The sequence below is a fragment of the Culicoidibacter larvae genome (genome assembly GCF_005771635.1).
GTDB lineage: Bacteria > Bacillota_I > Bacilli_A > Culicoidibacterales > Culicoidibacteraceae > Culicoidibacter > Culicoidibacter larvae.
Window position 1 is genome coordinate 175,041 of the sequence record NZ_VBWP01000002.1, and the last position, 17,922, is coordinate 192,962.

The 17,922-nt window shown below is 39.2% G+C and carries 19 protein-coding genes and 1 other annotated feature; all 19 genes read right to left on the minus strand.

Annotated elements, in window-relative coordinates:
* Window positions 1-105 precede the first annotated feature (105 nt).
* Complete coding sequence (locus FEZ08_RS03345; protein WP_138190298.1) at window positions 106-1,773, minus strand: alpha-amylase family glycosyl hydrolase; 1,668 nt, start codon at window positions 1,771-1,773, stop codon at window positions 106-108.
* 142 nt (window positions 1,774-1,915) lie between these two features.
* Window positions 1,916-3,181, minus strand: a complete 1,266-nt coding sequence (gene tyrS / locus FEZ08_RS03350) for a tyrosine--tRNA ligase (protein ID WP_138190299.1) — start codon at window positions 3,179-3,181, stop codon at window positions 1,916-1,918.
* A gap of 62 nt (window positions 3,182-3,243) precedes the next feature.
* Window positions 3,244-3,443 (minus strand) — a binding site (T-box leader).
* A gap of 175 nt (window positions 3,444-3,618) precedes the next feature.
* Window positions 3,619-4,620 (minus strand): LacI family DNA-binding transcriptional regulator, encoded by a 1,002-nt coding sequence (locus tag FEZ08_RS03355; RefSeq protein ID WP_138190300.1) that lies wholly within the window; start codon window positions 4,618-4,620, stop codon window positions 3,619-3,621.
* Window positions 4,620-5,687: a bifunctional 3-deoxy-7-phosphoheptulonate synthase/chorismate mutase gene (locus FEZ08_RS03360; protein ID WP_138190301.1), complete on the minus strand. Its 1,068-nt coding sequence runs from the start codon at window positions 5,685-5,687 to the stop codon at window positions 4,620-4,622. Before FEZ08_RS03360 ends, FEZ08_RS03355 begins: the two co-directional genes overlap by 1 nt.
* Before the next feature lie 16 nt (window positions 5,688-5,703).
* Window positions 5,704-6,084, minus strand: coding sequence for a YtxH domain-containing protein (locus FEZ08_RS03365; protein ID WP_138190302.1), 381 nt, complete (start codon window positions 6,082-6,084; stop codon window positions 5,704-5,706).
* Window positions 6,085-6,097: 13 nt separating this feature from the next.
* Entirely contained in the window at window positions 6,098-6,403 is a 306-nt protein-coding gene (locus FEZ08_RS03370) for a DUF948 domain-containing protein (RefSeq protein WP_138190303.1), read from the minus strand.
* Between the two features lie 69 nt (window positions 6,404-6,472).
* A complete protein-coding gene (gene murC / locus FEZ08_RS03375; RefSeq protein WP_138190304.1) occupies window positions 6,473-7,789 on the minus strand; it encodes a UDP-N-acetylmuramate--L-alanine ligase in 1,317 nt (438 codons plus the stop codon).
* Between the two features lie 192 nt (window positions 7,790-7,981).
* Complete coding sequence (gene ytpR, locus FEZ08_RS03380) at window positions 7,982-8,587, minus strand: YtpR family tRNA-binding protein (RefSeq protein WP_171014914.1); 606 nt, start codon at window positions 8,585-8,587, stop codon at window positions 7,982-7,984.
* 6 nt (window positions 8,588-8,593) lie between these two features.
* Window positions 8,594-8,911 carry a thioredoxin family protein gene (locus tag FEZ08_RS03385; RefSeq protein WP_138190305.1) on the minus strand — a complete coding sequence of 106 codons (318 nt, stop codon included), beginning with the start codon at window positions 8,909-8,911 and terminating at the stop codon, window positions 8,594-8,596.
* 24 nt (window positions 8,912-8,935) lie between these two features.
* On the minus strand, window positions 8,936-9,511 hold the full coding sequence (locus FEZ08_RS03390; protein ID WP_138190306.1) for a membrane lipoprotein lipid attachment site-containing protein: 576 nt from the start codon (window positions 9,509-9,511) through the stop codon (window positions 8,936-8,938).
* Between the two features lie 15 nt (window positions 9,512-9,526).
* Window positions 9,527-10,621 (minus strand): M42 family metallopeptidase, encoded by a 1,095-nt coding sequence (locus tag FEZ08_RS03395; protein ID WP_138190307.1) that lies wholly within the window; start codon window positions 10,619-10,621, stop codon window positions 9,527-9,529.
* Between the two features lie 123 nt (window positions 10,622-10,744).
* Window positions 10,745-12,499 (minus strand): LapB repeat-containing protein, encoded by a 1,755-nt coding sequence (locus FEZ08_RS12525; protein WP_138190308.1) that lies wholly within the window; start codon window positions 12,497-12,499, stop codon window positions 10,745-10,747.
* A gap of 145 nt (window positions 12,500-12,644) precedes the next feature.
* A complete protein-coding gene (rplT, locus tag FEZ08_RS03405; RefSeq protein WP_138190309.1) occupies window positions 12,645-13,319 on the minus strand; it encodes a 50S ribosomal protein L20 in 675 nt (224 codons plus the stop codon).
* 104 nt (window positions 13,320-13,423) lie between these two features.
* Window positions 13,424-13,618, minus strand: a complete 195-nt coding sequence (gene rpmI / locus FEZ08_RS03410; protein ID WP_138190310.1) for a 50S ribosomal protein L35 — start codon at window positions 13,616-13,618, stop codon at window positions 13,424-13,426.
* 19 nt (window positions 13,619-13,637) lie between these two features.
* Window positions 13,638-14,180 carry a translation initiation factor IF-3 gene (infC, locus tag FEZ08_RS03415; RefSeq protein ID WP_194949995.1) on the minus strand — a complete coding sequence of 181 codons (543 nt, stop codon included), beginning with the start codon at window positions 14,178-14,180 and terminating at the stop codon, window positions 13,638-13,640.
* A gap of 270 nt (window positions 14,181-14,450) precedes the next feature.
* Window positions 14,451-15,890 (minus strand): FAD-dependent oxidoreductase, encoded by a 1,440-nt coding sequence (locus FEZ08_RS03420; RefSeq protein WP_138190312.1) that lies wholly within the window; start codon window positions 15,888-15,890, stop codon window positions 14,451-14,453.
* A 110-nt stretch (window positions 15,891-16,000) separates the two neighbouring features.
* Entirely contained in the window at window positions 16,001-16,789 is a 789-nt protein-coding gene (locus FEZ08_RS03425) for a hypothetical protein (RefSeq protein ID WP_138190313.1), read from the minus strand.
* On the minus strand, window positions 16,786-17,490 hold the full coding sequence (locus FEZ08_RS03430) for an ATP-binding cassette domain-containing protein (RefSeq protein ID WP_138190314.1): 705 nt from the start codon (window positions 17,488-17,490) through the stop codon (window positions 16,786-16,788). The genes FEZ08_RS03425 and FEZ08_RS03430 overlap by 4 nt, the downstream gene beginning before the upstream one ends.
* Complete coding sequence (locus FEZ08_RS03435) at window positions 17,490-17,861, minus strand: GntR family transcriptional regulator (RefSeq protein WP_171014917.1); 372 nt, start codon at window positions 17,859-17,861, stop codon at window positions 17,490-17,492. Before FEZ08_RS03435 ends, FEZ08_RS03430 begins: the two co-directional genes overlap by 1 nt.
* Between the last annotated feature and the right edge of the window lie 61 nt (window positions 17,862-17,922).

Genomic DNA, 17,922 nt, shown 5'->3' on the forward strand with positions numbered 1-17,922 from the left:
CTTGTAAGCGTTTGCAATAGCAATAACCGATGTTGGCATTACATTTCACAAATTGAAAGTTGACACAAAAAAAAGCAAGGGACAGCATTTGCTGTCCCTTGCTTCCTATTTAATTTGTGCCTGATTGACAACTAACCACATACATTCGTAGGGCTCAAAGCGATACTCCTGCGCCTTAATTGCCTTATTATCAACTAAATCAATACCTGGTGGCAATTGCATTTTTTGGCGGTGATTTGTTACATTTACATAACAATAAATGCGCTCACCGGTTTCACTGCAATAACGTTCCAAACCAAAGATATGTACATTTTCCGGATCCAATATACGCTGTTGTGTATATGGATTAAAAGCTGAATGTTCACCACGAGCTTCAATTAAGTTTTTTAAACGACTATAAACAGCCCCTAGCTCCTTATCCTCCAGTTCACGTTTAAGTTCTTGATAGTTCACTTTATTATGTGCTCCGGTAGCCACTTTTGAACCAACCAAAGTATGATAGAAAATTGCCGGAACACCAATCATTGAAAGCATAATAAAATGTGCTGCAATAAACTTATCAAACTTTTTCTGGCGACTCTCATCCTCATCAACCAGCGCGGTAAAGAAAGCCGTGCGGAATGCTCGCAACATCTCGCCCTCGCCATCCGGCCGCTTCGCATAAACTGCTTCACCGCCGCTCGCTTCTATCTTCTCAACCAATTTTTGTTTTTGACCTTCAGTCATAATATCATCAACAGCACGCATATCCAGCAACTCATTATTAATAATAAAGTTAAAGTAAGTTGCTTCATTCGATGCTGGCTGAATTTTCTTCGCCCAGCTCTCTATTGCCTCTGTATCGCCAGCAACAAGCGTGTAGAGAACAAGTGGCGCTAAAGCCCATTGATATACTAACGAGGCTTCATTATGCCCATCACCAAAGTAGTTCCAGTTCTCGCGTGGTGAACCATTGGTTAATGGCAACACTTGAACATTCACTTGTAAATAATCGAGAATAATCCGCCACAATGTCAGAATTTGATGAGTTTGCGGCATATATGCATTTCTAGCACCACTTTCTTTCCACAACGAACCAATTGAATCAATACGAATACTGCTGGCACCATGGTAAATATATGAAATCAATGCCTGGGTTAAAATTTCAAGAACCTGGTAGTTATGAACATTTAAGTCAACTGTCCCCTCACCCCAAGTACTCCAAACCTCAACTGGTCCATTGACACTCTCATATTCAACAAATAAAGGCCCGCTGGTTGGCCGGAAGGTATTAGAGACATCAGCAATCATACCTTTTTCAATAAAGAAATCCCGATAATCAGAAATACCGTTCAAATATTCCTGAAACCAAATACTATCATCACTGACATGATTAGCAACAAAATTAAACATCAAACGATATTCAGCAGCCAGCTCTTCAATATTTTCCCATGTGCCCAAGCTGGGATCTAAATTAAAGTGGTCAGATACAGTAAAGTCATTATCGCGATTTGGTCCAAACATTGAAAGAATATGAACATCGGTAAACATATCCTTTCCATAATTATCTAAAAACTCTTTTAACGTCTCAAGCGGCTTCTTGCCGTCCTCAACAAAACTGTCACTGTAAGTTGATAAGAAAACATTCTTCTGGTTCATTGGCTTAATTTCATGCCAAGTCACTTGCTCCCACTCATGGATAAGCGCAAGCATAGATTCAGCATATTCATCTTTATACTCATCTCCATAAATCTTACGGAGCTGTTGGCTAACTCGATAGTCAAATCCTTTCATGTTATCACCTCAAATTTTTATCCGAAGATACTCATACATTAATTTTATCACATTAAAAAGAATTATTTCTAATATATGTATTAAAATTTATAAAAATGTGAGAAAAAGCGCAAAAAAGGCGAGCTACAGCCCGCCTTTTTTCTTATTCACCAAAATTCACCAAGAAATATTTCTTCTTCCCACGACGAATGACAAACAATTCCCCATTAAGCGCAACCGTTGCATCCATAATAAATTCAAGGTCATTAACAACCTCACCATTCACTGATATTGCATTATTGCTGATAAACTCACGTGCTTCACGTTTCGAACTGGCAATCTTCGCTTCAATTAAAAAGTCTACAAGATTCAACACACCACTGACCGTACTGGTTGGCACGTCTTTAAAGCCAAGCTTAATTTCATCAAGACTAAGCGCCTTGATATCACCTTGAAACAAAGCCTGAGACACCTCAATCGCTTTATCCAGAGCCAATTGGCCATGAATAAACCGCGTCATCTCAGCCGCCAAAGTCTTTTGTGCCTCACGCAAATGCGGCTCCTCAGCCACCATTTTTCCCAAACTTTCAATTGTTTCGTAATCCAAGAAAGTAAATATCTTCAAATACTTCACAACATCAGCATCAGTAGTATTCAACCAGAACTGATAAAACTCGTATGGTGACGTCTTTTCAGCATCAAGCCATACCGCACCACTGGCAGTCTTACCAAATTTAGTACCATCAGCTTTTGTCACCAACGGAATCGTCAAACCAAATATTTGCTTTGACTCCTCCATGCTCTTACGCACATATTCAATCCCGGCAGTAATATTGCCCCACTGCTCACTACCACCAACCTGCAAACGGCAATTATGACGCATATAGAGCTCTTTAAAATCCAGTCCCTGAATCAACTGATAAGAAAACTCAGTAAATGAAATACCATTCTCCAAACGACTGGCAACACTATCTTTGGCTAACATTGTATTCACACTAAAATGCTTTCCAACGTCACGCAAAAATGTTGGCACATTCATCGAAGCAATCCACTCATAGTTATTCTCGAAGATAACGTTGTTATCTTCTTCAGTGTTGAAAATTTTTCTCAACTGTACTTGCAAACATTCAACATTGTGACGCAACGTTTCTTCTGAGAGCAACTGACGTTCTTCAGTCCGTCCGCCCGGATCACCAATCATCCCGGTACCGCCACCAAGCAAAACAATTGGCGTATGGCCATGCAATTGGAAACGACGCAATAATAAATATGGCACTAAATGGCCAATATGCATACTATCCGCAGTCGGGTCAACCCCGCAATATAATCTTATCTTTTCATTATTCAGCACCTCAGCCAAAGCCTCAGCATCAGTCTGCTGATAAATCAACCCACGCCATTCTAAGTCTTTAATTAATTCATTCGTCATAAAAATTACTCTCCTAAATACTATTTTTTACTAAAAAAGCGGAAGCGCCCATAGCAATAAATGCTAAGGACGCTTCCGCGCGGTACCACCTTAGTTCACAAAAAAATGTTTTTTTGTGCGACTCTCTTGCACGCTAACGCTGTGCTGCGGCTTTACTCGGTAAAATGTAATTCATTATCTACTGCGTACTTGTTCGCACCAACCACAAGCTCTCTGCAAATCACAATATATAATTACTGGGTTCTTACTTCATTGTAAAGATTTAATATCTTACTTGCATCCAAGTGCATAGATTGAGTGTCCAAAGGATTAGAAAGTTCTACTTTCTAAAATTTCAAAGGATCTTGCTGCATAGCGGGCAGGAGCGTATATAGACATACGTGACTGCACGGTATGCAGTAAGATTCAAAGAAATTGACCAATATATGTGCTTGGATTTATTTAGTTGAACCACGCCAAATGAACTCATACGAATCTTCAATAATTGGTTGGTCAACTTCTTCATTCAACATATATTTTGTGAGCAAGCGCATTGCATAAACACCAATACGATATACTTGCTGAGTTACAGATGTTAAAGTAGGACGTAACATCTGTGCCGTTTGATCATCTGAAAAACTGATAACTTCAATATCTTCAGGAATTTTAATGCCCATATCTTGAGCTGCATTCATAAATGCTGCCGCTAAAGCACTGCTCATAGAAACAACAGCCTGTGGCTTGTGTTTCGATAATACTTCCTTAAAATAAGCATAGTCAGCTTCATAATTCTTTTTAGCACCGTGAACATTTTTGCTAAGGTCACCACTGATTCCAGCATCTTTCAAGGCTTTTTCAAAGCCATTAGTTTGGAATCCGGTGTGCACATTTGCATCACGATTCAAGAACACAATATCAGTATATTTCTTGTCAGTAAAATGCTTGGTAGCATCGTAAACTGCTTGGGTGAAATTAATTGATACTGACGGAATTTTTTTATCATCACACTCGGTTGAAAATAACACAACCGGTACATTAGTACTTTTAATTAATGTTTTGGTATGCTCATCTAAATAATCACACATAACCAAAATGCCATCAACCTGACTTGAAATCAAACTATTCCATTGTTCCTCAAAATGTTCAAGATTTGATGTATATGTTTTCAAGTTAATTGAATACTTATACATGTCCATATTTGCGGTATCAAAAATACCTGATAGTAATTCAGCAGCAGATGTTCTGCTGATTTCCGGAACAATAACGCCAACAGTCGTTGAACGTTTCCGGGCAAGGCCACGGGCTATTTCATTGGGGCGGAAATTTAATTTCTTTATCGCCTCAAGAACACGCTTCTCTTTATCCGGACGAACAATTGCTGATTTGTTCAGTACCCGTGACACAGTTGCCAGCGAGACATCAGCTTCTTTTGCTACGTCATAAATAGTAACTTTTTTCACTACTTCTTCACCTCATTAATAAATTTTTTTAGTTCTCTATAAAAAGATGCAAATTCTGTCATATTCAATTGTTGTTGTGCATCTGATAGGGCAATAGAAGGTTGCGGATGGGTTTCTATCATAATACCGTCACCACCAACAGCAATTCCGGCTTTAGCTAATGGTAACAAAATATCCTTACGTCCGGCCGCATGGCTAACGTCAACAATAATTGGTAATTCGAGTCGTTCTTTTAAAATTGCAACAGCTGAAATATCCAATGTATTCCGTGTTGCTGTTTCAAAAGTACGGATACCACGCTCACAGAGGATGACTTGATCATTTCCCGAAGCAACAATGTATTCAGCTGCCAAGGTAAATTCTTCAATCGTTGCCGATAGTCCTCTTTTTAATATAATCGGTTTATTAATCGCTCCGGCTGCTTTGAGCAAACTGAAATTCTGCATATTGCGAGCACCAATTTGCACCGCATCAAGATATGGCAGAGCCTCTTCCAGAGAGTCAGCATCCATAATTTCACTAACAAGCAGCAAACCATATTGCTTAGCAATTCGCGATGCCATTTTTAGCCCGTCAATACCCAGTCCTTGAAAATCATATGGTGAAGTACGCGGTTTAAAGGCTCCGGCACGAACAATTTGAACGTCAAGACCCGACAAAAAAGCAAATATTTCAGTTATTTGCTCCTCGGTTTCAATGGCACAAGGCCCGGCAATAATGACTGGTGCTTCACCAAATGAAACAGGACCAATGTGAACAGCAGTTGCCCGTTTTGATTCAACGAGTAACTGCTTATGTGCATCTTCTACTTGTAGTGCTAAAGAGGTTTTAAAAACTTCCTTAAACAGATGTGCTAAAGCATCATCAGCTAAAGGACCTTCACTCGCCTCTAAGAGCTGTTTTAATAATTTAGCCTCACGAATCGGATCATATAAGTTACTATGACCTTGTTTTCGTTTAGCTGCTCCGATTTTTAGTGCAATCGCTGCACGCTCATTGAGCAATCGGACCAATTCTAAACTGATTTCGGTAATTTGTGAGCGCAAATCTTCTAATGATTCACTCATGTATGCCTACCTTTAATTAACGAGCGTTGATGATATCGTCTTCGTCAATATCATTTGCAGCATTTTGAATACGTTCAATTAAATCAGCTTTTTTATTTCCTAAGAAAGGATTTTTTGCAACTTCATCTTCTACGAAAGAAAATGTTTGTTTTGCTTCATTAGTAGCATTTTTGTTAAAGTTATCTAACATATGCTCTCCGCGTTCACGCATATCATGAGCCGTATCTACAGCTTTATCGCGAATTTGGAATGTTTTACTCTTAATATCTTTTACAGTTTCTTTACCAGATTTTGGTGCAAGTAAAATTCCTGCAACTACTCCTCCGACAGCCCCTGCTACCACACCGAGTGCTACTGAAGTTAATACTGCTCCTAAATTGCTTTTTTCTTTTGCCATGGCAAACAACCTCCTACTTTCTTCTCAATTTTGCGGAAACGAATCCGCCTACTGCTGTTGTCAATGCATCTACAAGTGTATTTACCTTTTTATAACTTGAATTTGCTCTTGCTGTTATCTCATAAGTTTCTTTCATAACTTTGTTGGTATCATCAACAAGCGTTTGGACCTTTTGAATAGCCTTGTTCGCTTCTTTGATCGTTGTAAATAACATTCTTAAGAATCGGATCAAATAGACGAGCAATATAATTGCAACAAACAATATCGCAATAATGAGTACCCAAAAAATTGTGTTTAAATCAATTGTAATATTGTTCATCCATTTTCACCCTCTCTTTTGAAATCACTTACTCATAGTAATTGTAGCAAAAAAGTTACATATGCGCAATTAAAAATTCCTATTTGCGCACTCTTTTTGATATGTATCCAAATATTCATTTACATCGCCTGCACCCATGAAGACAATTGCCGCAGAATCATGCTTGCAAAGCTCCTCCAAATTATCATATGAGAGTACCTTTGAACCAGGGATTTTAGCCGCTAAATCGCTAATTGACAACTGTCCGCCGGTCTCGCGTGCAGAAGCGAAAATATCAACTAAGTAACAAGAATCTGCTTTTGCCAAAATATCGGCAAACTCATCCAAAAACGCCTCTGTCCGTGAGAACGTATGCGGTTGAAAAACCAATACCAATTCTCTTTCAGGATAGCGCTGACGAATTGCCTCAAGTGTTGCCGCAATTTCAGTTGGGTGATGAGCATAATCATCAACCAATACCTGCTTACCAAACTCACGCACATTAAAGCGGCGTTGTACTCCGGTAAATTCTGCTAAATGTTCATTAATAACCTCAGGATCAATATTTTGCAAAATCCCAACTGTAATAACCGCTAAACTATTGGCAATCATATGGTCACCATAGAATGGCAGCTCATAATGTCCGGAAAACTCATCATAAACATAAACATCAAAGCTTACACCGCTTTGAGTTTTTTTAATATTACGAGCTTGAACATCATTATTGTTATTCTTACCGTAGTAGATAATTTTACGCTCATCAACATCCAATTGCAAAGCATTTGCATCATCGCCGTAAACGATTACTTTCTTAGTTGCCTGATTAGCAAACGTTTCAAAAGCCTGCATAACATCTTGCTCATCTTTAAAGTAATCCGGATGATCAAATTCAATATTGGTGATAATCGCATAATCAGGTGCATACGCTAAAAAATGACGCTTATATTCACAAGCCTCAAATACAAAGTACTCACTATCACTCGCTGCAAGTCCGGTTCCATCACCAATCAAAAACGCAGTTGGTTTAATAGGAGCCAGCATCTGCGCCAACATTCCCGTTGTGGTTGTCTTACCATGAGTTCCGGCAATAGCAACACTAATGAAGCTGCTGGCAAATTCGGCTAAATACTCACTGTAAGGAATAGCTTGAAGTCCTTGCTCCAACACGGCGCGGACTTCAACATTGTTGCCGCTATGAAAAGCATTTCCCTGAATAATAATATCATCAGCATGAATATTATTTGCATCAAAAGGCAGTAATTCAATACCGCGTCTTTCTAATTGTGTTTGGGTGAAGAAATAATGTTCAACATCTGAACCCTTAACCGAATGACCTAAGTCATGCAGAATGCTTGCTAAAGCACTCATTCCGGCACCCTTAATTCCAATAAAATGATACTGCGCCATGTTGTTGCGCCTCCTAATTACTTATAATATTAGAACGTTGAAAAACGCTCGCATTCGTTGAGAAACCAGTAGTTTTACTTAGTCACGTATTTTAGGATACGCTCCTGCGCAAAACTACTAATCTCTCTTAGACAGTCAAACGTTTTCATACGCCCTGAGTCCATTCCTATAAAGTATTCTAAACAAAACTAATTACTTATAGTATGAAAAGAATTCAGCACCAATCGGAGCATCATCTTCAAGCACCAAAATTCCTTTTTCCTGTGGTGCATCAGGAAGCGCCAATTCACGGGCAGAACAAATCATACCAAATGATTCAACGTCACGCACTTTAGAAGCCTGAATATACAAACCGCTGGGCATCAATGCACCAATCTTTGCAACAACCACTTTTTGACCGCTGGCAACATTTGGTGCACCACAAACAATTTGCACGGTACCGGTATCAGTTTGCACTTGGCAAACATTCAAATGATCACTCTTAGGATGGGCAACCATACTATCAACAAACCCAACAACAAAATGCGGCTCCAATTCACTTGGTTCAATCGCAAAACCAACTTCGTGAAGTGTGGCAATGACCGTTTCAACAAAACGCTCATTGCTCATCAGCACACCATTAAAAGGCACTTCAAAAAGTGTCGATGCCGCCAAAATATTATATCCATAAGTTTCCTCGCCATCAAAAATGCGAACGATATTACCAATTGTCTCAGTCTGATACTTTTCCGGTACCGGATGTAAGTTAACAATCAAAGTATCTTGTAAACCATGATTATTATATATCATATTCAACATGTAAAATTACTCCTTTGTACTTTGAATGAAAGTAACAACTTCTTCTTTGGTTTTTCGGTTTTTATTAACCAAACGCCCGGTTTCTTGACCTTTATTGAAAGTCACAAAACTTGGAATCCCAAAAATGTCTAATTCAATACATTGATCAATAAAATCATCGCGATCTACTGAATAGAAAGTAAAATCAGCACATTCTGCTTCAATATCATCTAAAACCGGATAAAGCACTACACAATCAGGACACCATGTCGCTGAAAACATATATACTACATTTTCTTCTTGTTGATGTGCTTTAAACTCTTCAACTGTTTCTATTTTTTTCATTATTAAATAACTCCCTTTTTATTATTAGTCGCTTGGTCCTTGAAGGACACCTTCATTTGAACCGGTACTATCTTGAATAACTTGTTGTTGATTTTCACCAATAAACTCACGCTCATTAACCGCAGGTTTTACCTGAATTGAAAGCGCAATTATAGTCAAATAATCAATCTCATTATCAACATCATCTGCTTTTAAAGTTGCACTCACCCGCGCAAATGGTGCAGTAAATACAACTGAATATACATTTTCAACATTTGTTGACAATATATATAAGGTAACATCACTGTTAATAACCTTAGTTTCAAGCACTTTAGCCATATCTACCCGATCACTCATATCCGGGTGATTAGGATTAACATGGATATACACCTCGCCAGATGAACTGGCGAGCTTTGCATTATTATCAGAAACCTCACGTTCAATATACCCTTTTGGTAAATAATATAAAAAGAAATTATTTTCTTTATTGGGTACATAGACATGGTTAGCAACTGTAGTTATTAGTTGATTATCAGCTAGAATCTGCGCAGCGCTCGGTGCTGCTGCACATCCGCTTAAAAGCAGTACTCCAGCTGAAATCACAACGATAATCTTTTTCATTTAGGCCACCCTTTTTTATTTTTTAAATGTCAATTGCTCAAAACGAGCAGTTGAAAACTCTTCGATAAAGGCAATCAATAACTGCCGCGCTGCCAAGTAATCATCACTATCAATGATTGATGAGTTAGCATGAATATAGCGTGCTGGCAAACAAATTGCTAACGTTGGCACTCCTTCACCTGACATATGTACATTACCGGCATCCGTTCCACCCGGTGAAATAAAGTATTGGAAAGTAATATCATGTTTTTCTAAAAGTTCATGCGCCCAAGCAATCATTGGCTGGCTAGGAATCATTGAACGATCATGAACTCGCAATAATACACCCTTGCCCAACTGTCCAAATTGTTCTTTATCACCACTGCTATCATTTGCCGGTGAACAGTCTACAACTAAAGCTAAGTCAGGTTTAATCATCGCTGCTGCTGTTTTAGCACCACGTAACCCAACTTCTTCCTGAACTGTTGCCCCGCCATATAATGTCGCCGGTAAAATATCACGACGTTCAGCAAAATATGAAAACACATCTAGTGTTAACGCACAACCAACCCGGTTATCCCAAGCTTTGGCCATCAAACGTTTGGGATTTTTCATTTGCACATAAGAACCGTCCATAATAACCTGATCTCCGGGACGAACCCCAAAAGCCAGCACTTCATCTTTAGAAGTTGCTCCTATATCGATAAACATTTGTGGAAAATCAATCGGCTTATTACGCTGTTCATCAGTTAATAAATGCGTTGGCACTGAACCAAAGGTTCCTGGCACCGCCTCATTATCACGAGTATAAACTGTCACTCGCTTCCCAAGTAAAGTCTGGTTCCACCAGCCACCAATAGTTTGTACTTTTAACATACCGTTCTCAGTTATGCGAGTTACCATAAAACCAACCTCGTCCATATGACCGGCAAGCATAATTTTCAAACCGGTATCACGAGCCGAATCTTCAGGCAACAACACACCAAAAACGCTCCCCAACCGGTCGCGCTCAATAGTACTGGTATGTGCAGTTAATTTTTCTAACATATAATCCCGCACTAAGTCCTCATGTCCGCTGACTCCAGGAATTTGTGAGAGTTCTTCAAGTTGTTGTAATTGCCATTGTTCCATAAACTTCACCTTATTTCAATATATTGGTTATTATATCATATCTGCCGGATACTTAAAAGTCTCTGGACCCTATTTATAGAAAGATAAAAAGTGCGGGAGGACCAGCCTCCCGCACTTTCAACTTTATTTACGACGATTCAGATAAAGAACCAATCCGGCGGCAGCAATGCCAAGTAATCCGGCACCGAGCCAAAGCTCCGGCGCTTCACCGGTAGCAACTAAATTACCATTAGTATTTGTGTTGCTATCAGCGTTGTTATTATCACTGCTGTTATTGCCCGTATCCACATGAGAATCAATAACATGAACAATAACTGATATTGTCGATACATTACCACTTGTATCAGCGGCACTTAAAGTTACTGTGTAGTCACCAACCACAGCTATATTTACTGCTGTAGTGAAATCACTGGTAATCAGGCTGCCATCATCAGTTGCTGCATGAATATCAGTTAAAAACTCAGTTGCTGTTTTTGATGTATTTACTTCATAAGTAATTTCTGAATCAGCAGTAATCACTGGTGCTGTTACATCCGCGGTTACTTCTTGAGTAAAGGTACCACTAAAATTTGACCCGTTAGTAAAACGCAGTGAATTCGTTCCGGTTTGTTCCCATATCAATTGGCCATTTTCAAAGCGTCCCGGCGTATTGAATGTCAATTGCAAATCACTTCCGGTATAATCCTGAAAATTCATTGGATTCGGCTGATTTAATTCAACTGCACTCCCAATACTCGTTTGGTTTGCGCCTGATAGATTGGTAATCGGCAGTTCTTTCAGAGCAGATAGATCATGCACTTTATTATTAGTAATTGTTAAATTGCGGAGTGCCGTAGCATTTGCCAAGGGACTGAAATCAGCAATCTGATTGTTTTCAAAATTCGCTGTAAAAAGTGTTGTTCGAATATCGCTCATCGGAGCAATATCAGTTAACTTATTGTTAGCAAAGTTAACAGTTTGCAATTGCTGTACATCGGTTAAATCAGGCATTGTTGTAAGCTGATTATATTGTAACTCCAATAACTGTAACCCGGTTAAACTGCTCACAACACTAGCATTATTTATAGCATTGCTCCAAGCAGCCAGCCAATATATTTTATCCAATCCCGCCAGTGGCGAAATATCGGTAATTTTATTCTCCGGAATATAAACGTATAGCAAGCCTCGATTATTAGCCAACACGCTGATATCAGACACTTGACTATATCGCAAACTAAAATACTGAAGCTTAGTTAGTGGTGCAAGTGCATCAATTGACGTCACATTAGCACTATAAATTGATAATTGAGTTAAGTCAGTTAAGTGACTGATTGGTGTAACGTCACTAAAAACGCCGCGGACCGTCAATTCTTTTAATGTAGTCATATTAGTTAACGGTGTTAAGTCGCTAACATAATTATTTTGCAACATAAGCTTTTGAATGTTTGACCATCCACTTACTACCGAAATATCGCTGAAAGTTCCGCCAGAAATATAAACTGTACTTAACACAAAATGTCCGCTTAAAGGTGACAAATCAGTGATTGCTGTTGATTGCGCATCAATCGTTGTCAAATTCATCAACCCAGTCAATGGTGTGATATCAGTAAGGTTGCTATTGCCATACAAATCGATACTCTTCAAGTTCACTGCATACTCAAGTCCGCTCAAATTTGTAATTCCGGCAGAGCGTGTTGAACTAAGTTTAGACAAACTCAACATATTTACTTCAAGAACCGGCGTCGGTTCACTGATTCCTAAATCTTTACGTACCGCTGCTTCCAAGTTAGCATCAGCAAAAACAACCGGGTCTCCGCCTGCCGCCTGTACTTTGTTTACAAATAAAAATGGTGTCGCCAGTAACAATACTGCGGCAACACTCAAAAATAGTTTCTTCATTTTAATGTCCCCCATTTTACTAAAAACTGTCTCTAAGTATATCACATTCAATGTATCTTGTCATATTTGTACACTAAATTGCAATTTTTTCAATAAAAACCCATAAAAAACCGGTCAGTGTCTAAGACGCTGACCGGTTTCAAAATTATTTAACTAAGTCAAGAATTTCCGCTTTTTTCGCGCCGCTTGGAATTTTGATTCCTTTGTCGGCTGCGATAGCTTTTAATTCAGCAACGGTTAATTTGCTTAAATCTTCAGCTGGTTTATCAGCTTTTTTTGCAGCAGGCTTTTTAGCCGCTGGTTTTTTCACTTCAGCTTTAGCTTCTGCTTTTGGTGCAGCTGCTTTTTTAGGAGCTTTTGCAGGCTCTTCTTTTTTCGCTGCAGCTTTTTTAGCTTTTGGCGCTGTTCCGCTTACTGTAGGTTTCACTTCTTTACCTTTAGTACGAACGGTTGCTTCTTTTCCACTTCCTAATGCATCTTTTGCAATTCCTGCAATTGATTCAAAAGCTGCAAAGTCATTAACTGCTAAATCAGCAAGAACTTTACGGTTTACATCGATCCCAGCGATATTTAATCCATTGATTAATTTGCTGTAAGAAAGACCGCACATACGTGCACCGGCATTAATACGTGTGATCCATAATTTACGGAAATCACGTTTTTTCTGACGACGGTCACGGTATGCATACATGTATGATTTCATTACTTGCTCATTCGCTGTGCGGAATAAAGCATGTTTTGAACCGTAGTACCCTTTCGCTAATTTCAAGACTTTTTTACGACGACGACGGCTGACTACTCCACCTTTTACACGTGGCATATGAATTACCTCCTAAGTATCCGTGTAACCACGCTTTCTCCTGCAAATAAATAATTATTAACAGCAGAACGCATCATTACCGGGCTTTCATTCTGAATTTAAAATTAATTGTGTAACATCTGTTTGATGCGTTTATAATCACCAGTTGAAACAAGTGATGCTTTACGCAAATGACGTTTTTGTTTCGTTGTTTTGTTATGTGCTAAATGGCTTGTATATGCACTCCAGCGTTTTAATTTTCCGCTGCCAGTTTTCTTTACACGTTTAGCAAGTCCTTTATGAGTTTTCATTTTTGGCATGATGGTTCCTCCTTAACGGTTATACTTTTTTTGGTGCTAATATCATGAACATACTGCGTCCATCCATTTTGATACTGCCTTCAAGTGTTGCAACTTCTTCACAACCGGCAGCATAACGTTCCATAACACTGCGACCTACCTCAGTATGGGCAATCGCACGTCCGCGGAAACGGATGCTGACTTTCAGCTTATCGCCTTTATCAAGAAACTTAATTCCATTGCGAAGTTTTGTTTCAAAGTCATGAGTATCAATAGTCGGACTTAAACGAATTTCTTTTAACGTAACGACTTTTTGATTTTTCTTAGCTTCACGGTTTTTACGTTGCATCTCATAACGATATTTTCCGTAATCCATAATACGGCATACCGGCGGTGTTGCAGTAGGCGCAACACAAACAAGATCAAGATTCGCTTTTTCAGCAAATGCAAGCGCGTCATTCCGCGAAAGGATTCCAAGCTGTTCACCGTCTTGACCGATAACCCGCACTTCTTTAGCACGAATTTTGTCATTGATTGGTGTCTTATCTTGGTTATTTGGTGTAGATTTTCTATTATTATTAATAACAAGCACCTCCAAAAGGATTTAGAATAATAAAAAGCGCGCTGTAAAAGCCCGCTTCGATATCTTAATTAAAAGTTTACCGTAATGCTGTTTACCCAAATACATCCGTATATCAGGTGAGAGGCTTCTACTCTTCTTTCTATTACTCCATATATTCTACTTGACCTATTATACCGACTTTTATCAGCTAAGTCAACACTATTTCAATATTTTTCAGAGCAAAGCCCCGATGTTTGAAGGACGGTGCTGCACCGTCCTTCAAACCCGCATTTATTCACCATTCACATACCGGAGTGCTGCCTGCGCAGCATGACGACCAAATACTACCGATTGCGTCAGATCATCACCATATAGCTGCTGGTTACCATAAACACCACCTGGAAAATCTCCGGCAATAAACAATCCATCGACGATTTGTCCACCGATTGTCGGTTGCGAAATATTAGCTACCTTTACTCCGGTCGAACGAATATATGAAACCGGATGAACTTTGATTGCATAGTATGGTCCTTGCTCAAGCGATATCAAACGATCGGCATTCATATTCATATCACGACCGAATTCTGAATCACTTTTATTGGCAACTGCCTCGTTGTACGTCTTTAATGTCTGACGCAAAGTTGCCGGTTCCATATCCAAGCGTTTTGCCAAATCATCAATATTGGCAGCAGAATAAATATAGCCGCTGTGCAATAAGGCTGAATTTAAGCTTACTGTATCCAGTAATTTTTCATTGAAAATCAAATAGCCGTTTTGGCTCGGCTGATTTAAAATCGCTGCTGCTACTTCATCGCGCGGTGCCAGCTCATTGACAAAGCGTTTACCGCTGCTGTTTACCATAAAAGCTCCAAAAGTACGCAAGGTAACCGGAACATTTTCATTTGCATCCGGTGAGAAGGTATCAAAAATGTCACGCTGACCATAATGGTAAACATCCAAATTCAACTCTTTTATCATCCGTAAACTTGTACTTAAACTATCCGGTGTATCCTCATAGAAACTTGCCTGTGAAAGCAATTCCGGATCAGTTAAATTAGTAATATTCGTCATATCAGCTAAATCCTGATTAGCTAAGATTAATGCTTTAGCAGTAATGGTTTTAGTCGTGTTATTAGCACTGCGGATTTCAATGCGATTTAAATTATTTGATACTGAAACCAAAGTAATGCTCAGCACTTGGGTTTCCCGCAATACATTAATATCAGTATTTTTCATTGATGATTCTAAGGCACTAACCAAAGAAAGTCCGGCTGAATCATTAGTTGGCGTTGTATGTGTTCTTGCCGCACTGCTGCCCGGCAATTGAATCAAGCTAGTAAAGTTTGCCCCATTTTCATTAACCCAGTCCAACGCCGCTGCTGAATCCTCAGCAACCTGGCCGCTTAAGTTCTGGTTATTCATGCCATCAGCAGCACTGCTGATATCAGCATTATAATCAGCAACTGAATCGCTTACTCCCGCTTCGCTTTGAATCGCGCTTTGAGCAGCATTCATGCCTTCAAAAGCAAACCGTGAATTACCGCCAAGAATAGCATCAGCTTCAATTAATGCTACTTTTGCACCGCCGGCATCAGCCTCAATAGCAGCGCTCATTCCACTCGCGCCACCGCCAATAACGACTACATCATATTGGTCATCAATACTTCCACACCCACTAAGTATTCCTATTGCTCCAAACAACAGAGCAAACATAAGCAATCCGCGCTTCACTTTACCACCTCAAGCATTTATTTTTGTTTCTATTATTGTAACACGAATACTCATATTTATAAACTAAAAATATATCAAAAAAAGCGATGTCCGAAAATCCGGACATCGCTTTACATTTCCACTTTATGTTTTAAAAAATACCGTGCCATGGTAAATTCACCAATACTAAGCAAAGATAGTGCCCCTAAATATAAAACTAGAGTCAATTGGCTAAAACCAAGATTACTGGCTACACCTTCCATCAAACCATCTGCCCCTGCCATTTGCATGCCAGCCTGGAATCCGGCTTGAAAACTGGAAATACCAAATTGTTGCAGACTCAGTTCAAAAGCAAACACAATAATAAAGTAGGCAACAACAATAATCAATGCCCGCAGCCACATCGGAATTCGTCGTGCTGCACGAATCTGTGACCCATAAAAAAGAAACTGCCAAGTGGTAATTCCATTAATCATGCTAAAAACTGACATAACAACAATTGTCAGTACTGTACCGAACGAAATCACCTCGTTGGTCATCGGGCTAATCGTCTGCAGCAAAAACATCATTGGCATCATTCCCAGAACCATGACAACTGTCAGTGTTGTCTGTAAAACTACACCAAATATAACCTGCGCCAAAAGCACTTTATAGCGCGAAATCGGCACTACCAATACTTGTTCCAAACCTTTACCAAAGGCCTGATTTACCATAAATAAAATTGGCACAGCTATATAAATTCCGGTAAACAACAAGCTGCTCAGTGAGGAAAATAAAAGTGCCACCACTTTAATAGTTTCAAAATAGTTTCCCAACACACACATAATAACTTCTAAACTCAGTACAATAAGCAGCCCGATTCCAGTATACTTAATAGCCGGACTGTATTTATATAACATCCACTTTAAATAATTTTTCATGATTGCCCTCCATATACCTGTTTATAAAAATCAGCAATTGAACAACCATAGTCGGTGCGTATGACATCGCTTGCCAAATGGTATGCGATGTCACCATTTTTAACCATAATAATCTCATCGGCCAAAAATTCTACTTCAGCAATCATATGGGTGGCTATAATTACTGTGCTAAATTCATCAACAAACTGCAGCAAGCCATTTAACATCTGCTCACGTGCCAGCATATCTACCCCTGATAATGGCTCATCAAGTAAATACAACATTGCATCCATAGCAAAAATCAAACTAATATTCACTCGTTCAAGCAATCCTTTAGAAAGTGATTTAATCTGCTGATTATAATCAGAGATGTGCATATATGCTAAAATATCATAAGCCTTCTGTTTATTAAAGTTAGCAAACAAGTCAGCATGATAATTAACAACAGCATCGATAGTGAAATGACCAGGTAATAAATTATGATCAGACAAATACGCAATCCGGGTGCGTAACGAAAACCGATCGGTTGCCTCCACCAAGCTTATCCGGCCGCTATCGGGGTAACTCAATCCTGCTAAAAGCTTCAATAAAGTTGTTTTCCCGCAACCATTTTCACCTAGAAGGGCAATAATCTTTCCTGATTCAATACGTAAATCCATTTGCTTAAAAACCGGCTTTTGATAACTCTTGTTCACCTGTTCGCAAGTTGCAATAATTGCCATTATAACCCCTCCTTCATCGCGTCTGCATTAGCCTCTACTAATGCCAAAATTGCGGCATCATCCAAGCCAAACTCACGCATTGTTTTTATGAATTCACTCGTCCGCTCAGTTAAAATCTTTTGACGCATCTGTTCAAGTTTTGCCTTGTCATCAGTAATAAACCGCCCGGTTGCGCGTTTGGTAATAATAACCCCTGCTGATTCCAACTCTAAAAATGCCCGTTGCACGGTATTTGGATTGACTTGTAATTCAAGCGCCAGCTGACGAACTGATGGTACCTGCATACCTTGTTCCAGCCGCCCCTGTAAAATCCACATCTCAATTAAATCAGCAATCTGTAAATAAATCGGAATCGAAGCCTGAAACTGCACAATACCACCACCTTTCATCTGTATCACTATAATAATACAGAATTAGCAGTTATGTGTCAAT